This is a genomic window from Limnohabitans sp. Rim47 (assembly GCF_001517545.1).
Lineage (GTDB): Bacteria > Pseudomonadota > Gammaproteobacteria > Burkholderiales > Burkholderiaceae_C > Limnohabitans_A.
Window position 1 is genome coordinate 87,778 of the sequence record NZ_FBYA01000006.1, and the last position, 15,485, is coordinate 103,262.

The window sequence follows — 15,485 nt, forward strand, 5'->3', positions numbered from 1 at the left end:
CGGCCTTGTTCACGGCGCATCTGGCCAGTCGCTATCATTTGCAAACCATGTGCTTGATTTGCGACCTCAAAACCCCCTCGGCCCTGCCCAGCGCTGCCACACCCGAAGCCCGCACGCCCCTGCCCACCGCGCCGCGCTGGCAAGCCCGCCGGGCATTCATGCTGGCAGCGGGCGCCACGGCCGCCGGCTCGGCCCTGGCCCAAGTCGACGTGGGCGCGGCCTCTGGCCTGCGCAAACTGGTTCCGGCTGAAACACTGGAATCTTCAGCCCGGCAGCAATACACGCAGGTGCTGGCCGAGGCCCGGGCCAAAGGTGCTCTGGCCCCCGACGGCCACCCGCAACTGCAACGCCTGCAAGCCATTGCCCAAAAGCTCATTCCCCACACCTCGCAATGGAACACACGATCGCGTGACTGGAAGTGGCAAGTCAACCTGATTGGCAGCAAACAAATCAACGCCTGGTGCATGCCCGGCGGCAAGATCGCCTTTTACACCGGCATCTTGGAGCAGCTCAGACTCAGCGATGACGAAGCGGCCATGATCATGGGACACGAGATGGCGCACGCCCTGCGTGAACACGCCCGCGAACGGCTGGCCAAAAGCCAAGCCACCAGCATCGGCCTGTCGATTGCGTCTCAGCTCTTGGGCTTGGGCTCTTTGGGCGATGCCGCGGCCAGCCTGGGCACTCAATTGCTCACCCTGAAGTACAGCCGGGACGACGAAACCGAATCAGACTTGGTGGGGCTGGAGATCGCCGCACGCGGCGGCTACAAGCCCGAGGCCAGTGTCAGTCTGTGGCAAAAAATGCAAGCAACCAGTGGCAATGGCAGCCCTTCATTCCTGTCGACACACCCCAGCGGGGCCAACCGCATTCAAGAACTCCAAGCCAACTTGCCCAAGGTGCAACACCTGTACGAGCAGGCGCTCAAAGGCTGAGTTTGACAAGCGCATAAGCACCAGTGGCTGTCATTCCCGACTGGATCGGGAATCCATGCCTTCAGACATCCCGCACATAAGGGTTCGACTGGCGTTCACGCCCGAAGGTGCTTTCAGGGCCATGCCCGGGAATGAACACAGTGTCATTGCCCATGGGCCACAGCCGCTCGGTGATGCTGGCGATCAAATCATCGTGATTGCCTTGCGGAAAATCGGTGCGCCCGATGCTGCCGGCAAACAGCACATCGCCCACAAAAGCACGCTGGATCTCTGGCGAATAAAACACCACATGGCCCGGTGTGTGTCCTGGGCAGTGGCGCACCTGCAAGGTGTGCGCACCCAAGGTGACGGTGTCGCCATCGGCCAGCCAGCGCGTGGGTTTGAAGACCCGCGCAGGTGGAAAGCCATAGGCCGCAGCCGCTGCAGGCAAGCCATCGATCCAGAACTGGTCCGCCGGGTGCGGCCCAATGATCGGCAAGCCGCCCAATTGCTCAGCCAAGTCGGCCGTGCCCGATGCGTGGTCCACGTGGCCGTGGGTGATCCAGATCTGCTCCAGCTGAAGGCCTCGCGTTTTGACCGCGGCCAAAATCAAATCGAGATTGCCCCCCGGGTCCACCACCGCCGCTTGGCGGGTTTGGTCGTCCCAAATCAGGGAGCAATTTTGCTGGAAAGGGGTAACGGGGATGGTTTGGTATTGCAGCATGTGAGAATTATCAGGGATGCGATTGCGCCCGTCTCTCGAGGTCGGGGTGTACAGTGCGCCCAGCCAGCGCCTTTGAACTTCGGCCTTTGCGCTGCACCGATTGCCCTTTTGCACACCTCTTTTCCCGGCTACCTGACCAAACAGGAAAGCATCGCGGTTTTGGGCGTGGATGACTTGCTCATCCGCTCCCTGCTCGACAAAAACCAATTCCACGACCCCTTGGACGAGGCCCTGAATTTGGGCATTTCTTCGGCCACTTGGCCTTTGTTTGGCCTGCTGTGGCCATCGGGTCAGCGCATGGCTGAGCGCATGGCCAAGCGGCCCGTGACGGGCGAGCGCATTCTGGAGATTGGCTGCGGCCTGGGTTTGTCCAGCCTGGTGGCGCATCGGCGCGGGGCCAATGTCACGGCCAGTGACTGCCACCCGTTGACCCACGCCTTTCTCGATGAAAACACCCTATTGAATGGCCTGCCACCGATGACTTACCGCCATGGTTTATGGGGCACCGCTGCGCTGCGTGAAGACGGCTTGCCAGTGCTGACGTCGGCAAAAGATGCCGGAGTGAACGGCCTTTTTGACCTGATTGTGGGCAGCGACATTTTGTACGAGCGCGACGACGAGGGCACGCTGGCAAGCTTCATCAATACCCATGCCGCACGGGTTTCGGAAATTTGGGTGGTGGACCCGAATCGGGGCAACAGGTCAGCGTTTCACAAGCACATGGCGCGTGTGGGCTTTGCCATGCACGAGCAGGTGCTGGACCAGTCCGCCCATTCAGATGCCCTGGCCTACAAGGGGCGCATGCTGACCTATACACGGGGTTGAGCTGAACACGGGCCTGACTTGTGTGCAAGGCAAATGTGCACCAAATGCTGGCAAGGGCTTGAGTGTCACGATCTGGATGTATCGGCGTAGGCAAGCGGCTTGGTTTAAGCTGACGACCCTGTTAAATGGCCAAGTTTCATGGCCAAACCGAAAGCACAACGATGACCTCTCCCCTGAAAGTGGGCCTTTTGGGCTTTGGCTATGCCAGCGCCACTTTTCATGCACCACTGATTGCCGCTGTGCCGGGTTTGCAGTTGACGGCCATCGCCAGCAGCCGTGCGCAAGACGTGCACGCCGCTTGGCCCGGCGTGGCGGTATGCGACAGCCCCGAGCAATTGATCGCGCGACCCGACATTGACTTGGTGGTAGTGGCCACGCCCAACAACACCCATGCCCCACTGGCTGCTTTAGCGCTGCAAGCGGGCAAGCATGTAGTGGTCGATAAGCCCTTTACCCTGAATGTGCCAGAGGCCCGCGACCTGATCTTGTTGGCCAAGCAGCAAGCGCGTTTGTTGTCGGTCTTTCACAACCGACGCTGGGATGGGGATTTCTTGTCGCTGCAAGCTTTGCTGCGCAGCGGCACGCTGGGTCGCATCGTGCATTTTGAATCTCACTTTGACCGCTATCGCCCACTGGTGCCGCAGCGCTGGCGCGACTCTGGAGAGCCCGGCAGCGGCCTGTGGTACGACTTGGGGCCGCATTTGCTGGACCAGGCATTGCAGTTGTTTGGCCCACCCCAAGCGCTTTCACTGGACTGGGCACGCCAGCGTGAGAACAGCCGCGCCGACGATTGGTTTCATGCGCTTTTGCATTACGGCGATTTGAAGGTGGTGCTGCACGCCAGTGCCTTGACCGCCCATGTGGCCCCCCGCTTCACCGTGCATGGCACCGAGGGGTCGATGCTCAAGTGGGGGCTGGACACCCAAGAGGCCGCATTGAAGGCGGGCCAGCGCCCACCCCAAGCCCATTGGGGCGTTGACCCTGAGCCCCTGCGCTTGACGCTGTCAGACGCGCAGCAACAACTGAGCGAAAGCACGCAAATGGGCATGCCCGGCGATTACACGCGCTATTACGCGGGCATTCGCGATGCAGTGCAATGCGGCGCGGTCAACCCAGTGCCCGCCGAAGAAGCGCTGCGGGTGATGGAACTGATCGAGCTGGGTCAGCGCAGCGCCACCGAAGGGCGGCGCATGGCCGTGGCCTTGCGCTCAAAGGTCTAAGTCGTATTCGATCGTGATCGGCGCGTGGTCCGAAAACTTTTGGTCTTTGTAAATCGATTCGGTTCGGGCTTTTTCAGCCAAGGCCGGGGTGGCGAGGTGGTAGTCCAGCCGCCAGCCCACGTTCTTGGCATAGGCCTGGCCCCGGTTGCTCCACCAGGTGTAGCAAGCGTCGGTGGTGTCGGGCTGGAGGCGGCGGTACACATCCGCGATGCCCCCGGTGGTGGTGAGCTGCGTCATCCAGGCACGCTCTTCGGGCAAAAACCCGCTGTTTTTGAGGTTGCCCTTCCAGTTCTTGAGGTCGGCCTCTTGGTGCGCGATGTTCACATCACTGCACACCACAAAGTCGCGCTCGGCTTTGAGAGCCATGAGGTGCGGGTACATCTTGTCCAAAAATCGGAACTTGGCCTCTTGCCGCTCAGGCCCCGATGAACCACTGGGAAAGTAACTGCTGATGATGGACAGCTTGCGGCTGGGCGTGTCAAAACGCAGCTCGACATAGCGGCCTTCGGCGTCGAACTCGCCACCGTCAAAACCCACGACCACATCGCTGGGCTCATGCCGGGTGTACACGCCCACGCCGGAATAGCCTTTTTTCTGGGCAAACTGAAAGTGGCCTTTCAGGCCTGCAATGTCTTCAAATTTCCCTGCGACATCGGCCGCTTGGGCTTTGACTTCTTGCACGCAAATACAATCTGGCTTTTCTTGCGCCAACCAAGCTTCGACCCCTTTGGTCGTGGCTGAACGGATGCCGTTGAGGTTGAGGCTGGTGAGTTTGAACAAGGATTTCCCCATGGTGACAGGACAGGCAAGCAGCGCCGAGATGCAGGCGCTCGCTCAAGAATTTGTGCAATTTGCGGTCGACTCGGGCGTGCTGCGCTTTGGCGAATTCAAGACCAAAGCCGGGCGCATGAGCCCCTATTTTTTCAACGCCGGGCTGTTTGACGACGGCGCCAAGCTGAGTCGACTCGCGCAATTCTATGCAAAAGCCCTGTTGGCCAGCGGCATCGAATTCGACATGATCTTTGGTCCTGCCTACAAAGGCATTCCGCTGGGCGCGGCGGTCTCGGTAGAACTGGCCCGCTTGGGCAAGAACGTGCCTTTCGCCTACAACCGCAAAGAAGCCAAAGACCACGGCGAAGGCGGCAGTTTGGTGGGTGCGCCACTCAAGGGCCGCGTGCTGATCGTGGACGATGTGATGAGCGCGGGCACCGCCGCACGCGAGTCGATTGCGCTGATTCAGGCCGCTGGTGCCACGCCCCACGCGATTGCCATTGCCCTAGACCGTCAAGAAATGGCCACCGAAAAGCAGGCCGACGGCTCGGTGCAAGACGTGCCCCACAGCGCCGTGCAGTACGTGCGCGGCACACTGGGCATGCAGGTCTGCACGATTGCTCAACTGTCTGATTTGTTGGCTTATCTGTCGAACCAGGGCGGCAACGCGCTGGCCGAACATCTGCCCAAAGTTCAAGCTTATCGTGACCGTTACGGCGTTTGATTAAACAAAGATACTCAATAAAGCCATTGCCCGCGCACGGTTGGAGCGGTTATTATGGGCGGTTATTCCACAAAATCTTATATCGTGAAATTTAAGCCCCTTGCCACCGCTGTCAGTTTGCTGCTGGCGTTCACCATGGTTTTTGCCGCGCCTGCAGACGAGCAGGCGGCAGAAGTCAAGCGGATGTCAGAACTGGCCAGCTTGATGCAACTGGGCGACCAAATGAAAAACAGCGTCGGCGAAAAAACCGACCAAATGCTTGGTAAAGCCATGGGCTTGCTGGGCGTGCCTTACAAACGCGGCGGCAGTTCTACCGAAACTGGCTTTGACTGCAGCGGATTCGTGCGCTACATGTATGAAACATCCGTTGGGCGCTTGTTGCCACGGCGTGCAGATGAGCAAGCAGCGGCGACAGACAAAATCGATCGCAATGAACTCAACCCGGGCGATCTGGTTTTCTTCAACACCATGCGTCGCACGTTCAGCCATGTAGGCATTTACCTTGGCGATGGCAAATTCATCCATGCACCCAGCGCCGGCAAAACGGTGCGCGTGGATGATTTGCGCGCGGCTTACTGGACCAAACGTTTTACCGGCGCCCGCCGAGTCAAAGAAACACCTGCAACCGACAGTCCCAGCCGCTGAATCCGTCTTTCAGAAACAAAAACGCCACCGCGAAGGGTGGCGAAGTTGAGTTTGGTGCGGCTGGCGGGGATCGAACCCACGACCCTTGGCTTCGGAGGCCAATACTCTATCCACTGAGCTACAGCCGCACTTGATGCTGCACGGATTATGTCACGGCTTGTCTTTCTGGCCGATGGTTGCAAGTCCGGTGAAGGGTGGGCCGCTATAATCTTGGGTTGATTACGGTCAACACCCAGGCCCAAAGGCCAAGCCCAACAAGAGGACCTCATGAGCGACAACAGCCACGATCAACACGAAGCACACACCGGCCCGGTGAAAACGCCCAAGCAAATGCTTTTGCTAAGCCTTGCTTCTTTCATCATCCCGGTGTTCATCATCATCGGCCTGGTCTTTTACGTGACTTCTGCCAACAAGACGGCTCCGGGTGCAAGTGACTCCGAAAGATCGGTTGCCCAGCGCATTCAAAAAATCGGCACTATTGAAATTCGCGATGCCAATCGTCCTTTGAAGACCGGTGAAGACGTTTACAAAGCGCAGTGCTCTGCTTGCCACGCTGTTGGCGCTGCCGGTTCGCCCAAGTTTGCCGACGCTGGCGCTTGGGGTGCACGCATCAAGCAAGGTCTGGAAACTTTGGTGACTTCGGCCCTCAAAGGCAAAGGCGCCATGGGTGCGCAAGGTGGCGGTGATTTCAACGACACCGAAATTGCCCGCGCTGTGGTCTACATGGCCAACAATGCCGGTGGCAAATTCGATGAACCCAAGGCCCCTGCTGCCGAAGGCGAAACGAAGTAAAGCAGCTGCGGCCTTTTGAATGAACCGACCCTTGTGGTCGGTTTTTTTATGTCCGCGCTCTGATGAACAAACTTAGCCTTGCTGTGGGCTGATGACAAATCCAAAGCGCTCTGGCAATGCCTGAGACAAACAATCCTCAGGCGTCCAAAGACCACTTTCTATGGCTTCGGCAACCAGCCCCACATCCAGGGTGTGAACCAGGCCAAACCCCGATGTGGTTTCCAGATAAACACGCCCGGTTTCGTCAACCAAGCAAGCGCGCACCTGCATGGCTTGTTGACCTGTGTGCGCAGTCGGCTCGAAGCTTTCGTTCAGCCGCCAAATGTAGGGCGCAACTTCCAGCTCGATGTAGACCCGCTGGGGTCCGTTCTGAAAAAACCAACGCCCATGCACATCGGCATCGTAGTTGCGATGAATGAAGTCAATCAACTTTTCATGCCTCAGCACAGAGCCTTTTGCTCCTGGTTGACCACTTTGAAACGCACCCAAGTGCTGCACCCGGTCATCTCGCATGTGCCACTGCCCGCGACTGTCCAAACCCAGCCAGCCAAAGCAGTCGGGCACATTCGGCCACTTGGTCATGGCTTGGCGAACGATGTCATCCATGGGCTGAAGTCCCTTCATGAAACGGCCGGCCTGAAGCACCCAAAAGCCAGCTTCCCACGGCATCGGGCAAGCCACGCACATGGCTGGGCCAACTGCCTTGGGCGAATCCAACATGCCCTCCGTGCTCGGGCTGCCAAAGCGTGACCGACCTCGATACATCGTTCTTTTGCGGCAAACTGCTCGCTGGCACGAAGGGGTCGTTCCGGGCATTCAATGCCAAGGCAGGCAGACAGATGTTCTGCATCAACGGTTTGGCCGATGCTTTGGACCAGTAATCGTCTGTGTTTTTGAAGCCATGCAAAGGCGCTGTGAACACATTGTCAAACTCATACAGATCTCGCGCAGCCATGAGCTGCTGCCGATCAAACAGGCCTGGGTGCTGCGCCAACTTGGCCAACGCCTTTGGCTTCATGCTGTGCAAAAACATGCGCGTATATATTTGTCGGTTCAAACCACGGCCTATGGCATGCCCGCTTTGCATCAAATCAAGCGGCGAACAAATTGAAGCGATGGCATCTGCACTTTGCAAGGCTGCGGTGCCGTGTTCGGCGGCCCAACGCATCAAGGCATTGCCGCCCAAGGACACGCCTGCTGCGATCAGTGTTTGCCCCCCCTGAGATTGATGCTGCTTGCGCAGACGGCTCAATACCCAGTCTATTTCCTGGTGATCACCTGAATGGTACGCACGCGGTGCACGATTGAGTTCGCCGCCGCAGCCGCGAAAGTGGGGCAAAGCAAAGTTGAGGTCGTGCGCTGCCGCCCAATCAGCGAATGACTGCGCGTAATGGCTGTCCGATGAACCCTCGAGGCCGTGAAACAACACCAACATCGGCCTGTCATGTCGACTGGCGTTTTGTCGATCGACATCGATGAAGTCATCGTCCGGAGTTAGCCAGCGCTCACGTTGTTTAGGCAATGCCGGGCCCCACCGTCTGCGTGCATACAGCGCTGGCCAAATGGTCTGGGCATGGCCACCGGGCAGCCATACAGGTGCTCGATAGTGCATCAGCATCAGTGCAACACTGTGGGCTTGACCCCCACATCGGCCGAGTCATTCGGGGTGCCAGGGCTTGCATGGTGGGCCACCATGCGCCAACCCTGTGGCATTTTTTGGTACACATTGGTGGCAATCACAAATGCCTGTTTGGCGCCCTGCGGTGTGATCACCTCCACACGCTCCACAAGGTGATGAACCGCGCACGCGAGGGAAACGATTTTGTGGATTCTTTCTGGGTGCGCTTGCACACTGCCGTTGGCAAACATGCCCTCAAATGTGGCACGGATGGCGCCCGGCCCGATCATGCGCGGCCCACCAGGGTGCACACAGACGATGTCATCTTCTTCTGCCCAACACGCCATGAGCTGCTCGATGTCAGCGTTGTGCAGCGCCTCATAAAAGCTTTGTTCGATGTCGTCGGGTGTTCCACCCACGATGGCTGCTTGCAATTTGGCTCGTTTCATGATCCGACCAAGTCTACACGCGCCTTTGGTACGTCGGGCAACAAAAAACCCGACCACATTGCTGCGTCGGGTTTTTGAATGGGCCTGCTTATCTGCAGGTGTTGCTCTTGTTCAGCGTCTTATTTTTTGCGGTATTTCCGCAAGGCCGACAACTGAGCCGCCAAGACAGCCAACTCGGACTGGGCACGGGCCAAGTCGATTTCGCTTTTGGCGTTTTTCAAAGCTTCTTCTGCTGCTGCTTTGGCCGCATTGGCTTTCTCTTCGTCGAGGTCTTTGCCGCGGATCGCGGTGTCAGACAGCACGGTCACGCAGTCAGGCTGCACTTCCAGAATGCCACCGGCCACGAAAACAAATTCCTCGCCGCCGTCAGCCGTCTCGATGCGAACCGAACCGGCTTTGATGCGGGTGATCAGCGGGGTGTGACGTGGGTAAATGCCCAGTTCGCCAGACTCGCCAGGCAAGGCCACGAATCGGGCTTCGCCCGAATAGATGGACTCTTCTGCACTGACCACATCAACGTGGATGGTGTTCATGTTTACTCCTTAAAAAAGGTGCGTTAAAGCGGACTACGGGGAGGCTGGATAGCCGCCCCGGGGTTCTGCTTTACGCGGCCTTTTTGGCCTTTTCGAAAGCTTCGTCGATGGTACCGACCATGTAGAAAGCTTGCTCTGGCAGGTGATCGCACTCGCCGGCCACAATCATCTTGAAGCCACGGATGGTTTCAGCCAATGTGACGTACTTGCCGGGGGAACCGGTAAACACTTCAGCCACGTGGAAAGGCTGCGACAGAAAACGCTGGATCTTGCGGGCACGGGCCACGGCCAACTTGTCTTCAGGAGCCAAGTCGTCCATGCCCATGATGGCGATGATGTCGCGCAGTTCGCGGTAACGCTGCAAAGTACCTTGCACAGCGCGAGCGGTTTCGTAGTGGTCTTGGCCCACCACCAAAGGATCGAGCTGACGGCTTGTGGAATCCAGAGGATCCACAGCGGGGTAGATACCCAGCGAAGCGATGTCACGGGACAACACAACAGTCGAGTCCAAGTGCGCAAAGGTGGTCGCTGGCGATGGATCGGTCAAGTCATCGGCTGGCACGTAAACGGCCTGAATGGAGGTGATCGAGCCGACTTTGGTCGACGTGATACGTTCTTGCAAACGGCCCATTTCTTCGGCCAGCGTAGGCTGGTAACCCACAGCAGAAGGCATACGGCCCAACAGGGCGGACACTTCGGTACCGGCCAAGGTGTAGCGGTAGATGTTGTCCACGAAGAACAACACGTCTTTGCCTTCGTCACGGAAGGATTCGGCGATGGTCAGACCGGTCAAGGCGACGCGCAAACGGTTGCCTGGTGGCTCGTTCATTTGGCCGTACACCATGGCCACTTTGGACTCAGGCAGGTTCTCGAGGTTCACGACGCCGGAGTCGGCCATCTCGTGGTAGAAGTCATTGCCTTCACGGGTACGCTCACCCACACCGGCGAACACGGACAAACCGCTGTGCGCCTTGGCGATGTTGTTGATGAGTTCCATCATGTTCACGGTCTTGCCCACACCGGCACCACCGAACAAGCCGACCTTGCCGCCTTTGGCGAACGGGCAAACCAAGTCAATCACCTTGATGCCGGTTTCCAGCAGTTCTTGCGAAGGGCTCAGTTCGTCGTACGCAGGGGCTTTACGGTGAATGGAAGCAGTGAGTTCCTGGCTGACAGGACCACGTTCGTCGATGGGCGCACCCAACACGTCCATGATGCGGCCCAGTGTGGCTTTGCCCACAGGCACGGTGATCGCCTTACCGGTGTTGTACACGATCAGACCACGACGCAAACCGTCAGAAGAACCGAGCGCAATGGTGCGCACGATGCCATCGCCGAGTTGCTGCTGCACTTCCAGGGTCAGCGCGGAGCCTTCCATTTTGAGTGCGTCATAAACCTTGGGCATCTGGTTGCGTGGAAACTCCACGTCGACCACAGCGCCAATACACTGAACAATTTTTCCTTGGGCTTGCATTTTTCGCTCCAAATAATTTGAATTTGCTGAACTGGGGATCAGCCGCTGATCGCGGCTGCGCCAGAGACGATTTCCGACAGTTCTTTGGTGATGGCTGCTTGACGGGTCTTGTTGTAGACGAGCTTGAGCTCGCCAATCACATTGCCTGCGTTGTCTGTAGCAGCCTTCATGGCCACCATGCGCGCAGCATGCTCAGAAGCCATGTTTTCGGCCACGGCTTGATAAGCCAGGGCTTCTGCATAGCGGATCAACAAATCGTCAATGACCGACTGGGCATCGGGCTCATAGATGTAATCCCATCCATGGGCCACGGCACCTGCTGCCTTGGTGTCTGCTTCCATCTTGGAAGAAGACAGTGGCAGCAGCTGGTCGATGGTGGGCACTTGTGCCATGGTGCTGACAAACTTGTTGTAGCACAGGTACACAGCGCTCACCTCACCAGCGGCATAAGCGTCGAGCAGCACCTTGACGGGGCCAATCAGCTTGTCCAGATGAGGCTTGTCGCCCAGATGCGTCACATGCGCCACCACTTTGGCATTGACGCGGTTCAGGAAACCCAAACCTTTGCCGCCAATGGCCACGGCCAGAGGCGTGTTGCCTGCGGCCTGCGTTTCACGCAATTTACCAGTCACGGCACGCAGCAGGTTGGTGTTCAAGCCACCGCACAAACCTTTGTCCGTGGTCACCACAATGAAGCCGACGGACTTGCCGTCGTTTTGCTTCATGAAGGCGTGTACGTACTCAGGGTTGGCCTGCCCGAGATGAGTCGCAATGGTGCGAATCTTCTCGCTGTAAGGCCGGGCCGTGCGCATACGCTCCTGCGCTTTGCGCATTTTGGAGACGGAAATCATCTCCATGGCCTTGGTGATCTTCTTGGTGTTTTCCACCGATTTGATCTTGGTGCGTAGTTCCTTGCCCGATGCCATCAGCGGCTCCTTTTGATCAGGTAGAAATTAAGCAAAGCTTTTCTTGAAAGCGGCGACAGCAGTGGTCAATTCAGCCTCAGCTTCTTTGTCCAGTGCTTGCGTGCTTTCCATCTTGGCCAACAGGGCTGCGCTCTTGTCTTTGAGGTAAGCGTGCAAACCGTGTTCGAAAGCCAGGACTTTCTTGACGTCGATGTCGTCCATGAAGCCTTTGTTCACCGCAAACAGGCTGGCGCCCATCAAGCTGATCGACAGAGGGCTGTATTGGGCTTGCTTGAGCAATTCAGTCACGCGGGCACCACGGTCCAACTGCTTGCGTGTGGACTCGTCCAGATCAGATGCGAACTGGGCGAAAGCCGCCAATTCACGGTACTGGGCCAAGTCGGTACGGATACCGCCGGATTGGCCTTTGATGATCTTGGTTTGAGCTGAGCTACCGACGCGCGACACCGAGATACCGGCGTTGATCGCAGGACGAATGCCGGCGTTGAACAGGCTGGTTTCCAAGAAGATCTGACCGTCGGTGATCGAAATCACGTTGGTGGGCACGAATGCGGACACGTCACCGGCTTGGGTTTCGATGATGGGCAAAGCCGTCAAGGAACCTGTTTTGCCTTTGACCGCGCCTTTGGTGAAGGCTTCGACGTAATCGGCATTCACGCGGGCTGCACGTTCGAGCAAACGGCTGTGGAGATAGAACACGTCGCCAGGGTAGGCTTCGCGGCCTGGTGGGCGGCGCAGCAACAGCGACACTTGACGGTAAGCCACGGCTTGCTTGGACAGATCGTCATAAACGATCAGTGCGTCTTCGCCACGGTCACGGAAATATTCGCCCATCGTGCAACCGGAGTAGGCCGACACGTACTGCATGGCAGCAGATTCAGAGGCAGAAGCGGCCACGACGATGGTGTATTCCATCGCGCCAGCTTGTTCCAGAGCGCGCACCACGTTTTTGATCGACGAGGCTTTTTGGCCAATCGCGACGTAAACGCAGGTCATGTTCTGACCCTTTTGGTTGATGATGGCGTCGATGGCGACAGCGGTCTTGCCAGTCTGACGGTCACCAATGATCAGCTCGCGCTGACCACGGCCCACGGGCACCATGGAGTCGATCGACTTCAGGCCGGTTTGCATAGGCTGGTCAACCGATTTACGTGCGATCACGCCAGGGGCGACTTTTTCGATCACGTCGGTCATCTTGGCGTTGATGGGGCCTTTGCCGTCAATCGGCTGACCCAAAGCGTTCACCACACGGCCAATCAGTTCGGGGCCCACGGGCACTTCCAGAATGCGGCCTGTGCATTTGACAGTGTCGCCTTCGGAGATGTGCTCGTACTCGCCCAAGATCACTGCGCCAACCGAGTCACGCTCGAGGTTCAGGGCCAGACCAAAAGTGGCAGTGCCATCGGCTGTGGATGGGAATTCGAGCATTTCGCCCTGCATCACATCCGACAAGCCATGGACGCGAACGATACCGTCGGTCACAGACACCACAGTGCCTTGGTTGCGGATATCGGCGCTGGCGGACAGCCCTTCGATGCGGCTCTTGATCAGTTCAGAAATTTCTGCGGGATTGAGTTGCATGACTCTTTCCTTCTTTCTTTAAATATGTCCGGTCTCAATCCGCATCAAGCGGTGAGGGCCGATTTCATTTGTTCCAGTCGGGCCTTGACAGAGGTATCGAGCACCTCGTCGCCCACCACCACACGAATGCCACCGATCAAGGCAGCATCTTGCTCGACGCTCACATTGAGCTTGCGCGCAAAGCGTTTTTCGAGCGTGGACGACAGATCGGCCAAGGCCGAAGCGTCGATGGGAAATGCGCTGTACACGACCGCGTCAGCGGTGCCAGCTTGCGCATTCATGAGGGCCCGGTACTGCTGTGCAACGACAGGCAGCGCACTGAGACGGCGGTTTTCGATCACCAGGCGCAGGAAATTCTTGCCAGCCTCGGGCAGTGCTGTGCGCACCACGCCAGAGATCAGCTCGAATGCCTGCTCGTCGGACACTTTGGGGCTGTCGGCGAACTGTTGCAATTGCGCGTTGTCGGCAATCACAGCCAGTTCGTCCAGCCAAGCGGCCGTGCCAGCGAGGTCGGATGCCTGCGCCTTGAAAAGCGCATCGGCATAAGGGCGGGCGATGGTAGCAAGTTCTGCCATGGTCTTCTCTGGCTGGAGCTTCTTACAGCTCGGTCTTGAGGCGGCTCAGCAGATCAGCGTGGACGCCAGCGTTGACTTCCTTGCGGAGAATCTGCTCGGCGCCTTTGACGGCCAAAGCCGCAACCTGCTCACGCAAGGTTTCGCGGACTTTGACAGCCTGCTGCTCAGCTTCAGCTTTTGCAGCAGCGATGATCTTGTTGCCTTCTTCGGTGGCGCGTGCTTTGGCTTCGTCAACGATGCCATTTGCACGGCGCTCGGCATCAGCCAAGCGCGAAGCCGTCTCGTTGCGCGACTGGGCCAACTCGGACTCGACACGCGCGTTGGCGCTGGAGAGTTCGGCTTTGGCTTTGTCTGCGGCAGCGAGGCCGTCAGCGATTTTCTGTGCCCGTTCGTCGAGCGCTTTTGTGATCGGGGGCCACACGAATTTCATCGTGAACCACACCAGAATCGCAAAAACGATCATCTGAATGAACAGAGTAGCGTTAATGTTCACGGTTCAGTCCTTCTTCTGTTGGAAGAGGTACGTGGATTACTTCAGAACGAAGGGGTTGGCGAAGGCAAACAGCAAAGCGATGGCCACACCAATCAGGAACGCAGCGTCGATCAGACCAGCCAAGATGAACATCTTGGTTTGGAGTTCGTTCATCAACTCAGGTTGACGAGCCGAAGACTCGAGGAATTTGCCGCCCATCAAAGCGATACCGATAGAAGCGCCGATAGCACCCAGACCAACGATCAAACCACATGCCAATGCCACCAGGCCGAGAATGTTTTCCATGAGAAGCTCCTAAAAGTTAGTGGAAAAAAGAAACAGGAAACGAGAGAAAAAGTGTCATCAATGTGCGTCGTGCGCTTGACCTGTGTAGATCAGCGTCAACATCATAAAGATGAAGGCTTGCAAGGTGATGACCAGGATGTGGAACAAAGTCCACACGGTACCGGCAAGAATATGGCCAATAGCCAGACCCACGCCAGTTGCCGACAATGCCCAGCCGCCACCCATGAGGGCAATCAACATGAACACCAACTCACCCGCAAACATGTTGCCAAACAGTCGCATGCCATGCGAAACCGTCTTGGCCAAATATTCAATCATCTGCATCAAGAAGTTAATCGGATACAGAGCCCAATGGTCACCAAAGGGCGCAGCAATCAGCTCGTGCGCCCAGCCGCCCAAGCCTTTGATCTTGATGTTGTAAACCAGGCAAATGAACAGCACCGAGCAAGAAAGGCCCAGCGTGGAGGACAAGTCGGCTGTTGGCACGACGCGCAAATAGTCTTTAAAACCCAAAGTAGGGCCGGCAGCATGCCAAACGCCCGGGATCAAGTCAACAGGCAGCATGTCCATGGCGTTCATCAGGAAAATCCAGACAAACACGGTCAGCGCCAAAGGAGAAATGAGTTTACGGCTCTTGGCGTTGTGAATGACGCCTTTGGCTTGGTTTTCAACCATTTCAGCCAGCAGCTCGAAACCGGCCTGAAAACGACCGGGAACGCCCGAAGTGGCTTTGCGGGCAGCCGCCCACATGACAAAACAACCGATCACACCCAAAACGAGTGAGAAAACGACCGAGTCCAAGTTAAACAGACTGAAGTCAACGATGCTCGTTTGCTTGACGCCCTCAAATGAGAAGTTCATTTGCAGGTGTTGCAGGTGGTGCTGGATGTACTCTCCAGCCGTTGGGGCATGCGCGCCAGCGTTTTCAGCAGACAT

Annotated in this window: 19 protein-coding genes and 1 tRNA gene; 6 read left to right on the forward strand and 14 right to left on the reverse strand. The window is 57.5% G+C overall.

The genetic code is table 11. From position 1 onward, the window contains the following. Positions 1-47: 47 nt before the first annotated feature. On the forward strand, positions 48-935 hold the full coding sequence (locus tag BN3544_RS13370; RefSeq protein ID WP_036074804.1) for a M48 family metallopeptidase: 888 nt from the start codon (positions 48-50) through the stop codon (positions 933-935). Positions 936-996: 61 nt separating this feature from the next. On the opposite strand, the gene BN3544_RS13375 is transcribed toward BN3544_RS13370, so the two are convergent. Then, a complete protein-coding gene (locus BN3544_RS13375; protein WP_019429191.1) occupies positions 997-1,638 on the reverse strand; it encodes an MBL fold metallo-hydrolase in 642 nt (213 codons plus the stop codon). A gap of 108 nt (positions 1,639-1,746) precedes the next feature. Here BN3544_RS13375 and BN3544_RS13380 point away from each other — a divergent pair, with 108 nt between their 5' ends. Together BN3544_RS13380 and BN3544_RS13385 are read left to right on the forward strand one after the other, a co-directional pair. After that, positions 1,747-2,463, forward strand: coding sequence for a class I SAM-dependent methyltransferase (locus BN3544_RS13380; protein ID WP_019429190.1), 717 nt, complete (start codon positions 1,747-1,749; stop codon positions 2,461-2,463). 161 nt (positions 2,464-2,624) lie between these two features. Further along, on the forward strand, positions 2,625-3,683 hold the full coding sequence (locus BN3544_RS13385; protein WP_026036505.1) for an oxidoreductase: 1,059 nt from the start codon (positions 2,625-2,627) through the stop codon (positions 3,681-3,683). Here BN3544_RS13385 and BN3544_RS13390 read toward each other — a convergent pair. Then, positions 3,672-4,463, reverse strand: coding sequence for an exodeoxyribonuclease III (locus BN3544_RS13390; protein WP_026036504.1), 792 nt, complete (start codon positions 4,461-4,463; stop codon positions 3,672-3,674). The genes BN3544_RS13385 and BN3544_RS13390 overlap by 12 nt on opposite strands. A 10-nt stretch (positions 4,464-4,473) precedes the next feature. Here BN3544_RS13390 and pyrE point away from each other — a divergent pair, with 10 nt between their 5' ends. Together pyrE and BN3544_RS13400 are read left to right on the forward strand one after the other, a co-directional pair. Further along, on the forward strand, positions 4,474-5,178 hold the full coding sequence (pyrE, locus tag BN3544_RS13395; RefSeq protein WP_019429187.1) for an orotate phosphoribosyltransferase: 705 nt from the start codon (positions 4,474-4,476) through the stop codon (positions 5,176-5,178). Positions 5,179-5,232: 54 nt separating this feature from the next. Further along, complete coding sequence (locus BN3544_RS13400) at positions 5,233-5,823, forward strand: NlpC/P60 family protein (RefSeq protein WP_019429186.1); 591 nt, start codon at positions 5,233-5,235, stop codon at positions 5,821-5,823. Between the two features lie 52 nt (positions 5,824-5,875). On the opposite strand, the gene BN3544_RS13405 is transcribed toward BN3544_RS13400, so the two are convergent. Then, a tRNA-Arg gene (locus BN3544_RS13405) sits at positions 5,876-5,951 on the reverse strand. Between the two features lie 139 nt (positions 5,952-6,090). Here BN3544_RS13405 and BN3544_RS13410 point away from each other — a divergent pair. Next, positions 6,091-6,615 carry a c-type cytochrome gene (locus tag BN3544_RS13410; RefSeq protein WP_019429185.1) on the forward strand — a complete coding sequence of 175 codons (525 nt, stop codon included), beginning with the start codon at positions 6,091-6,093 and terminating at the stop codon, positions 6,613-6,615. 72 nt (positions 6,616-6,687) lie between these two features. Here BN3544_RS13410 and BN3544_RS13415 read toward each other — a convergent pair whose 3' ends face one another. From BN3544_RS13415 to atpB, 11 genes are all read right to left on the reverse strand, one after another. Continuing rightward, positions 6,688-7,221 (reverse strand): DUF2946 family protein, encoded by a 534-nt coding sequence (locus tag BN3544_RS13415; RefSeq protein WP_019429184.1) that lies wholly within the window; start codon positions 7,219-7,221, stop codon positions 6,688-6,690. Next, entirely contained in the window at positions 7,214-8,227 is a 1,014-nt protein-coding gene (locus tag BN3544_RS13420) for a YheT family hydrolase (RefSeq protein ID WP_036074800.1), read from the reverse strand. The genes BN3544_RS13415 and BN3544_RS13420 overlap by 8 nt, the downstream gene beginning before the upstream one ends. Positions 8,228-8,232: 5 nt before the next feature. Continuing rightward, positions 8,233-8,682 (reverse strand): YybH family protein, encoded by a 450-nt coding sequence (locus BN3544_RS13425; RefSeq protein ID WP_019429182.1) that lies wholly within the window; start codon positions 8,680-8,682, stop codon positions 8,233-8,235. Positions 8,683-8,801: 119 nt separating this feature from the next. Further along, positions 8,802-9,215 carry a F0F1 ATP synthase subunit epsilon gene (locus BN3544_RS13430; protein ID WP_019429181.1) on the reverse strand — a complete coding sequence of 138 codons (414 nt, stop codon included), beginning with the start codon at positions 9,213-9,215 and terminating at the stop codon, positions 8,802-8,804. Positions 9,216-9,285: 70 nt separating this feature from the next. Then, on the reverse strand, positions 9,286-10,689 hold the full coding sequence (atpD, locus tag BN3544_RS13435) for a F0F1 ATP synthase subunit beta (protein WP_019429180.1): 1,404 nt from the start codon (positions 10,687-10,689) through the stop codon (positions 9,286-9,288). A gap of 38 nt (positions 10,690-10,727) precedes the next feature. Continuing rightward, entirely contained in the window at positions 10,728-11,615 is an 888-nt protein-coding gene (atpG, locus tag BN3544_RS13440; RefSeq protein WP_019429179.1) for a F0F1 ATP synthase subunit gamma, read from the reverse strand. A 27-nt stretch (positions 11,616-11,642) separates the two neighbouring features. Next, positions 11,643-13,196 (reverse strand): F0F1 ATP synthase subunit alpha, encoded by a 1,554-nt coding sequence (gene atpA, locus BN3544_RS13445; protein ID WP_019429178.1) that lies wholly within the window; start codon positions 13,194-13,196, stop codon positions 11,643-11,645. Positions 13,197-13,240: 44 nt separating this feature from the next. Then, the gene (locus BN3544_RS13450; RefSeq protein ID WP_019429177.1) at positions 13,241-13,771 is read right to left on the reverse strand and encodes a F0F1 ATP synthase subunit delta; all 531 of its coding nucleotides are present in this window, start codon (positions 13,769-13,771) and stop codon (positions 13,241-13,243) included. Positions 13,772-13,793: 22 nt separating this feature from the next. After that, a complete protein-coding gene (locus BN3544_RS13455) occupies positions 13,794-14,264 on the reverse strand; it encodes a F0F1 ATP synthase subunit B (RefSeq protein WP_026036503.1) in 471 nt (156 codons plus the stop codon). A gap of 36 nt (positions 14,265-14,300) precedes the next feature. Next, entirely contained in the window at positions 14,301-14,549 is a 249-nt protein-coding gene (gene atpE, locus BN3544_RS13460) for a F0F1 ATP synthase subunit C (RefSeq protein ID WP_019429175.1), read from the reverse strand. Between the two features lie 57 nt (positions 14,550-14,606). Beyond that, the gene (atpB, locus tag BN3544_RS13465) at positions 14,607-15,485 is read right to left on the reverse strand and encodes a F0F1 ATP synthase subunit A (RefSeq protein ID WP_019429174.1); all 879 of its coding nucleotides are present in this window, start codon (positions 15,483-15,485) and stop codon (positions 14,607-14,609) included.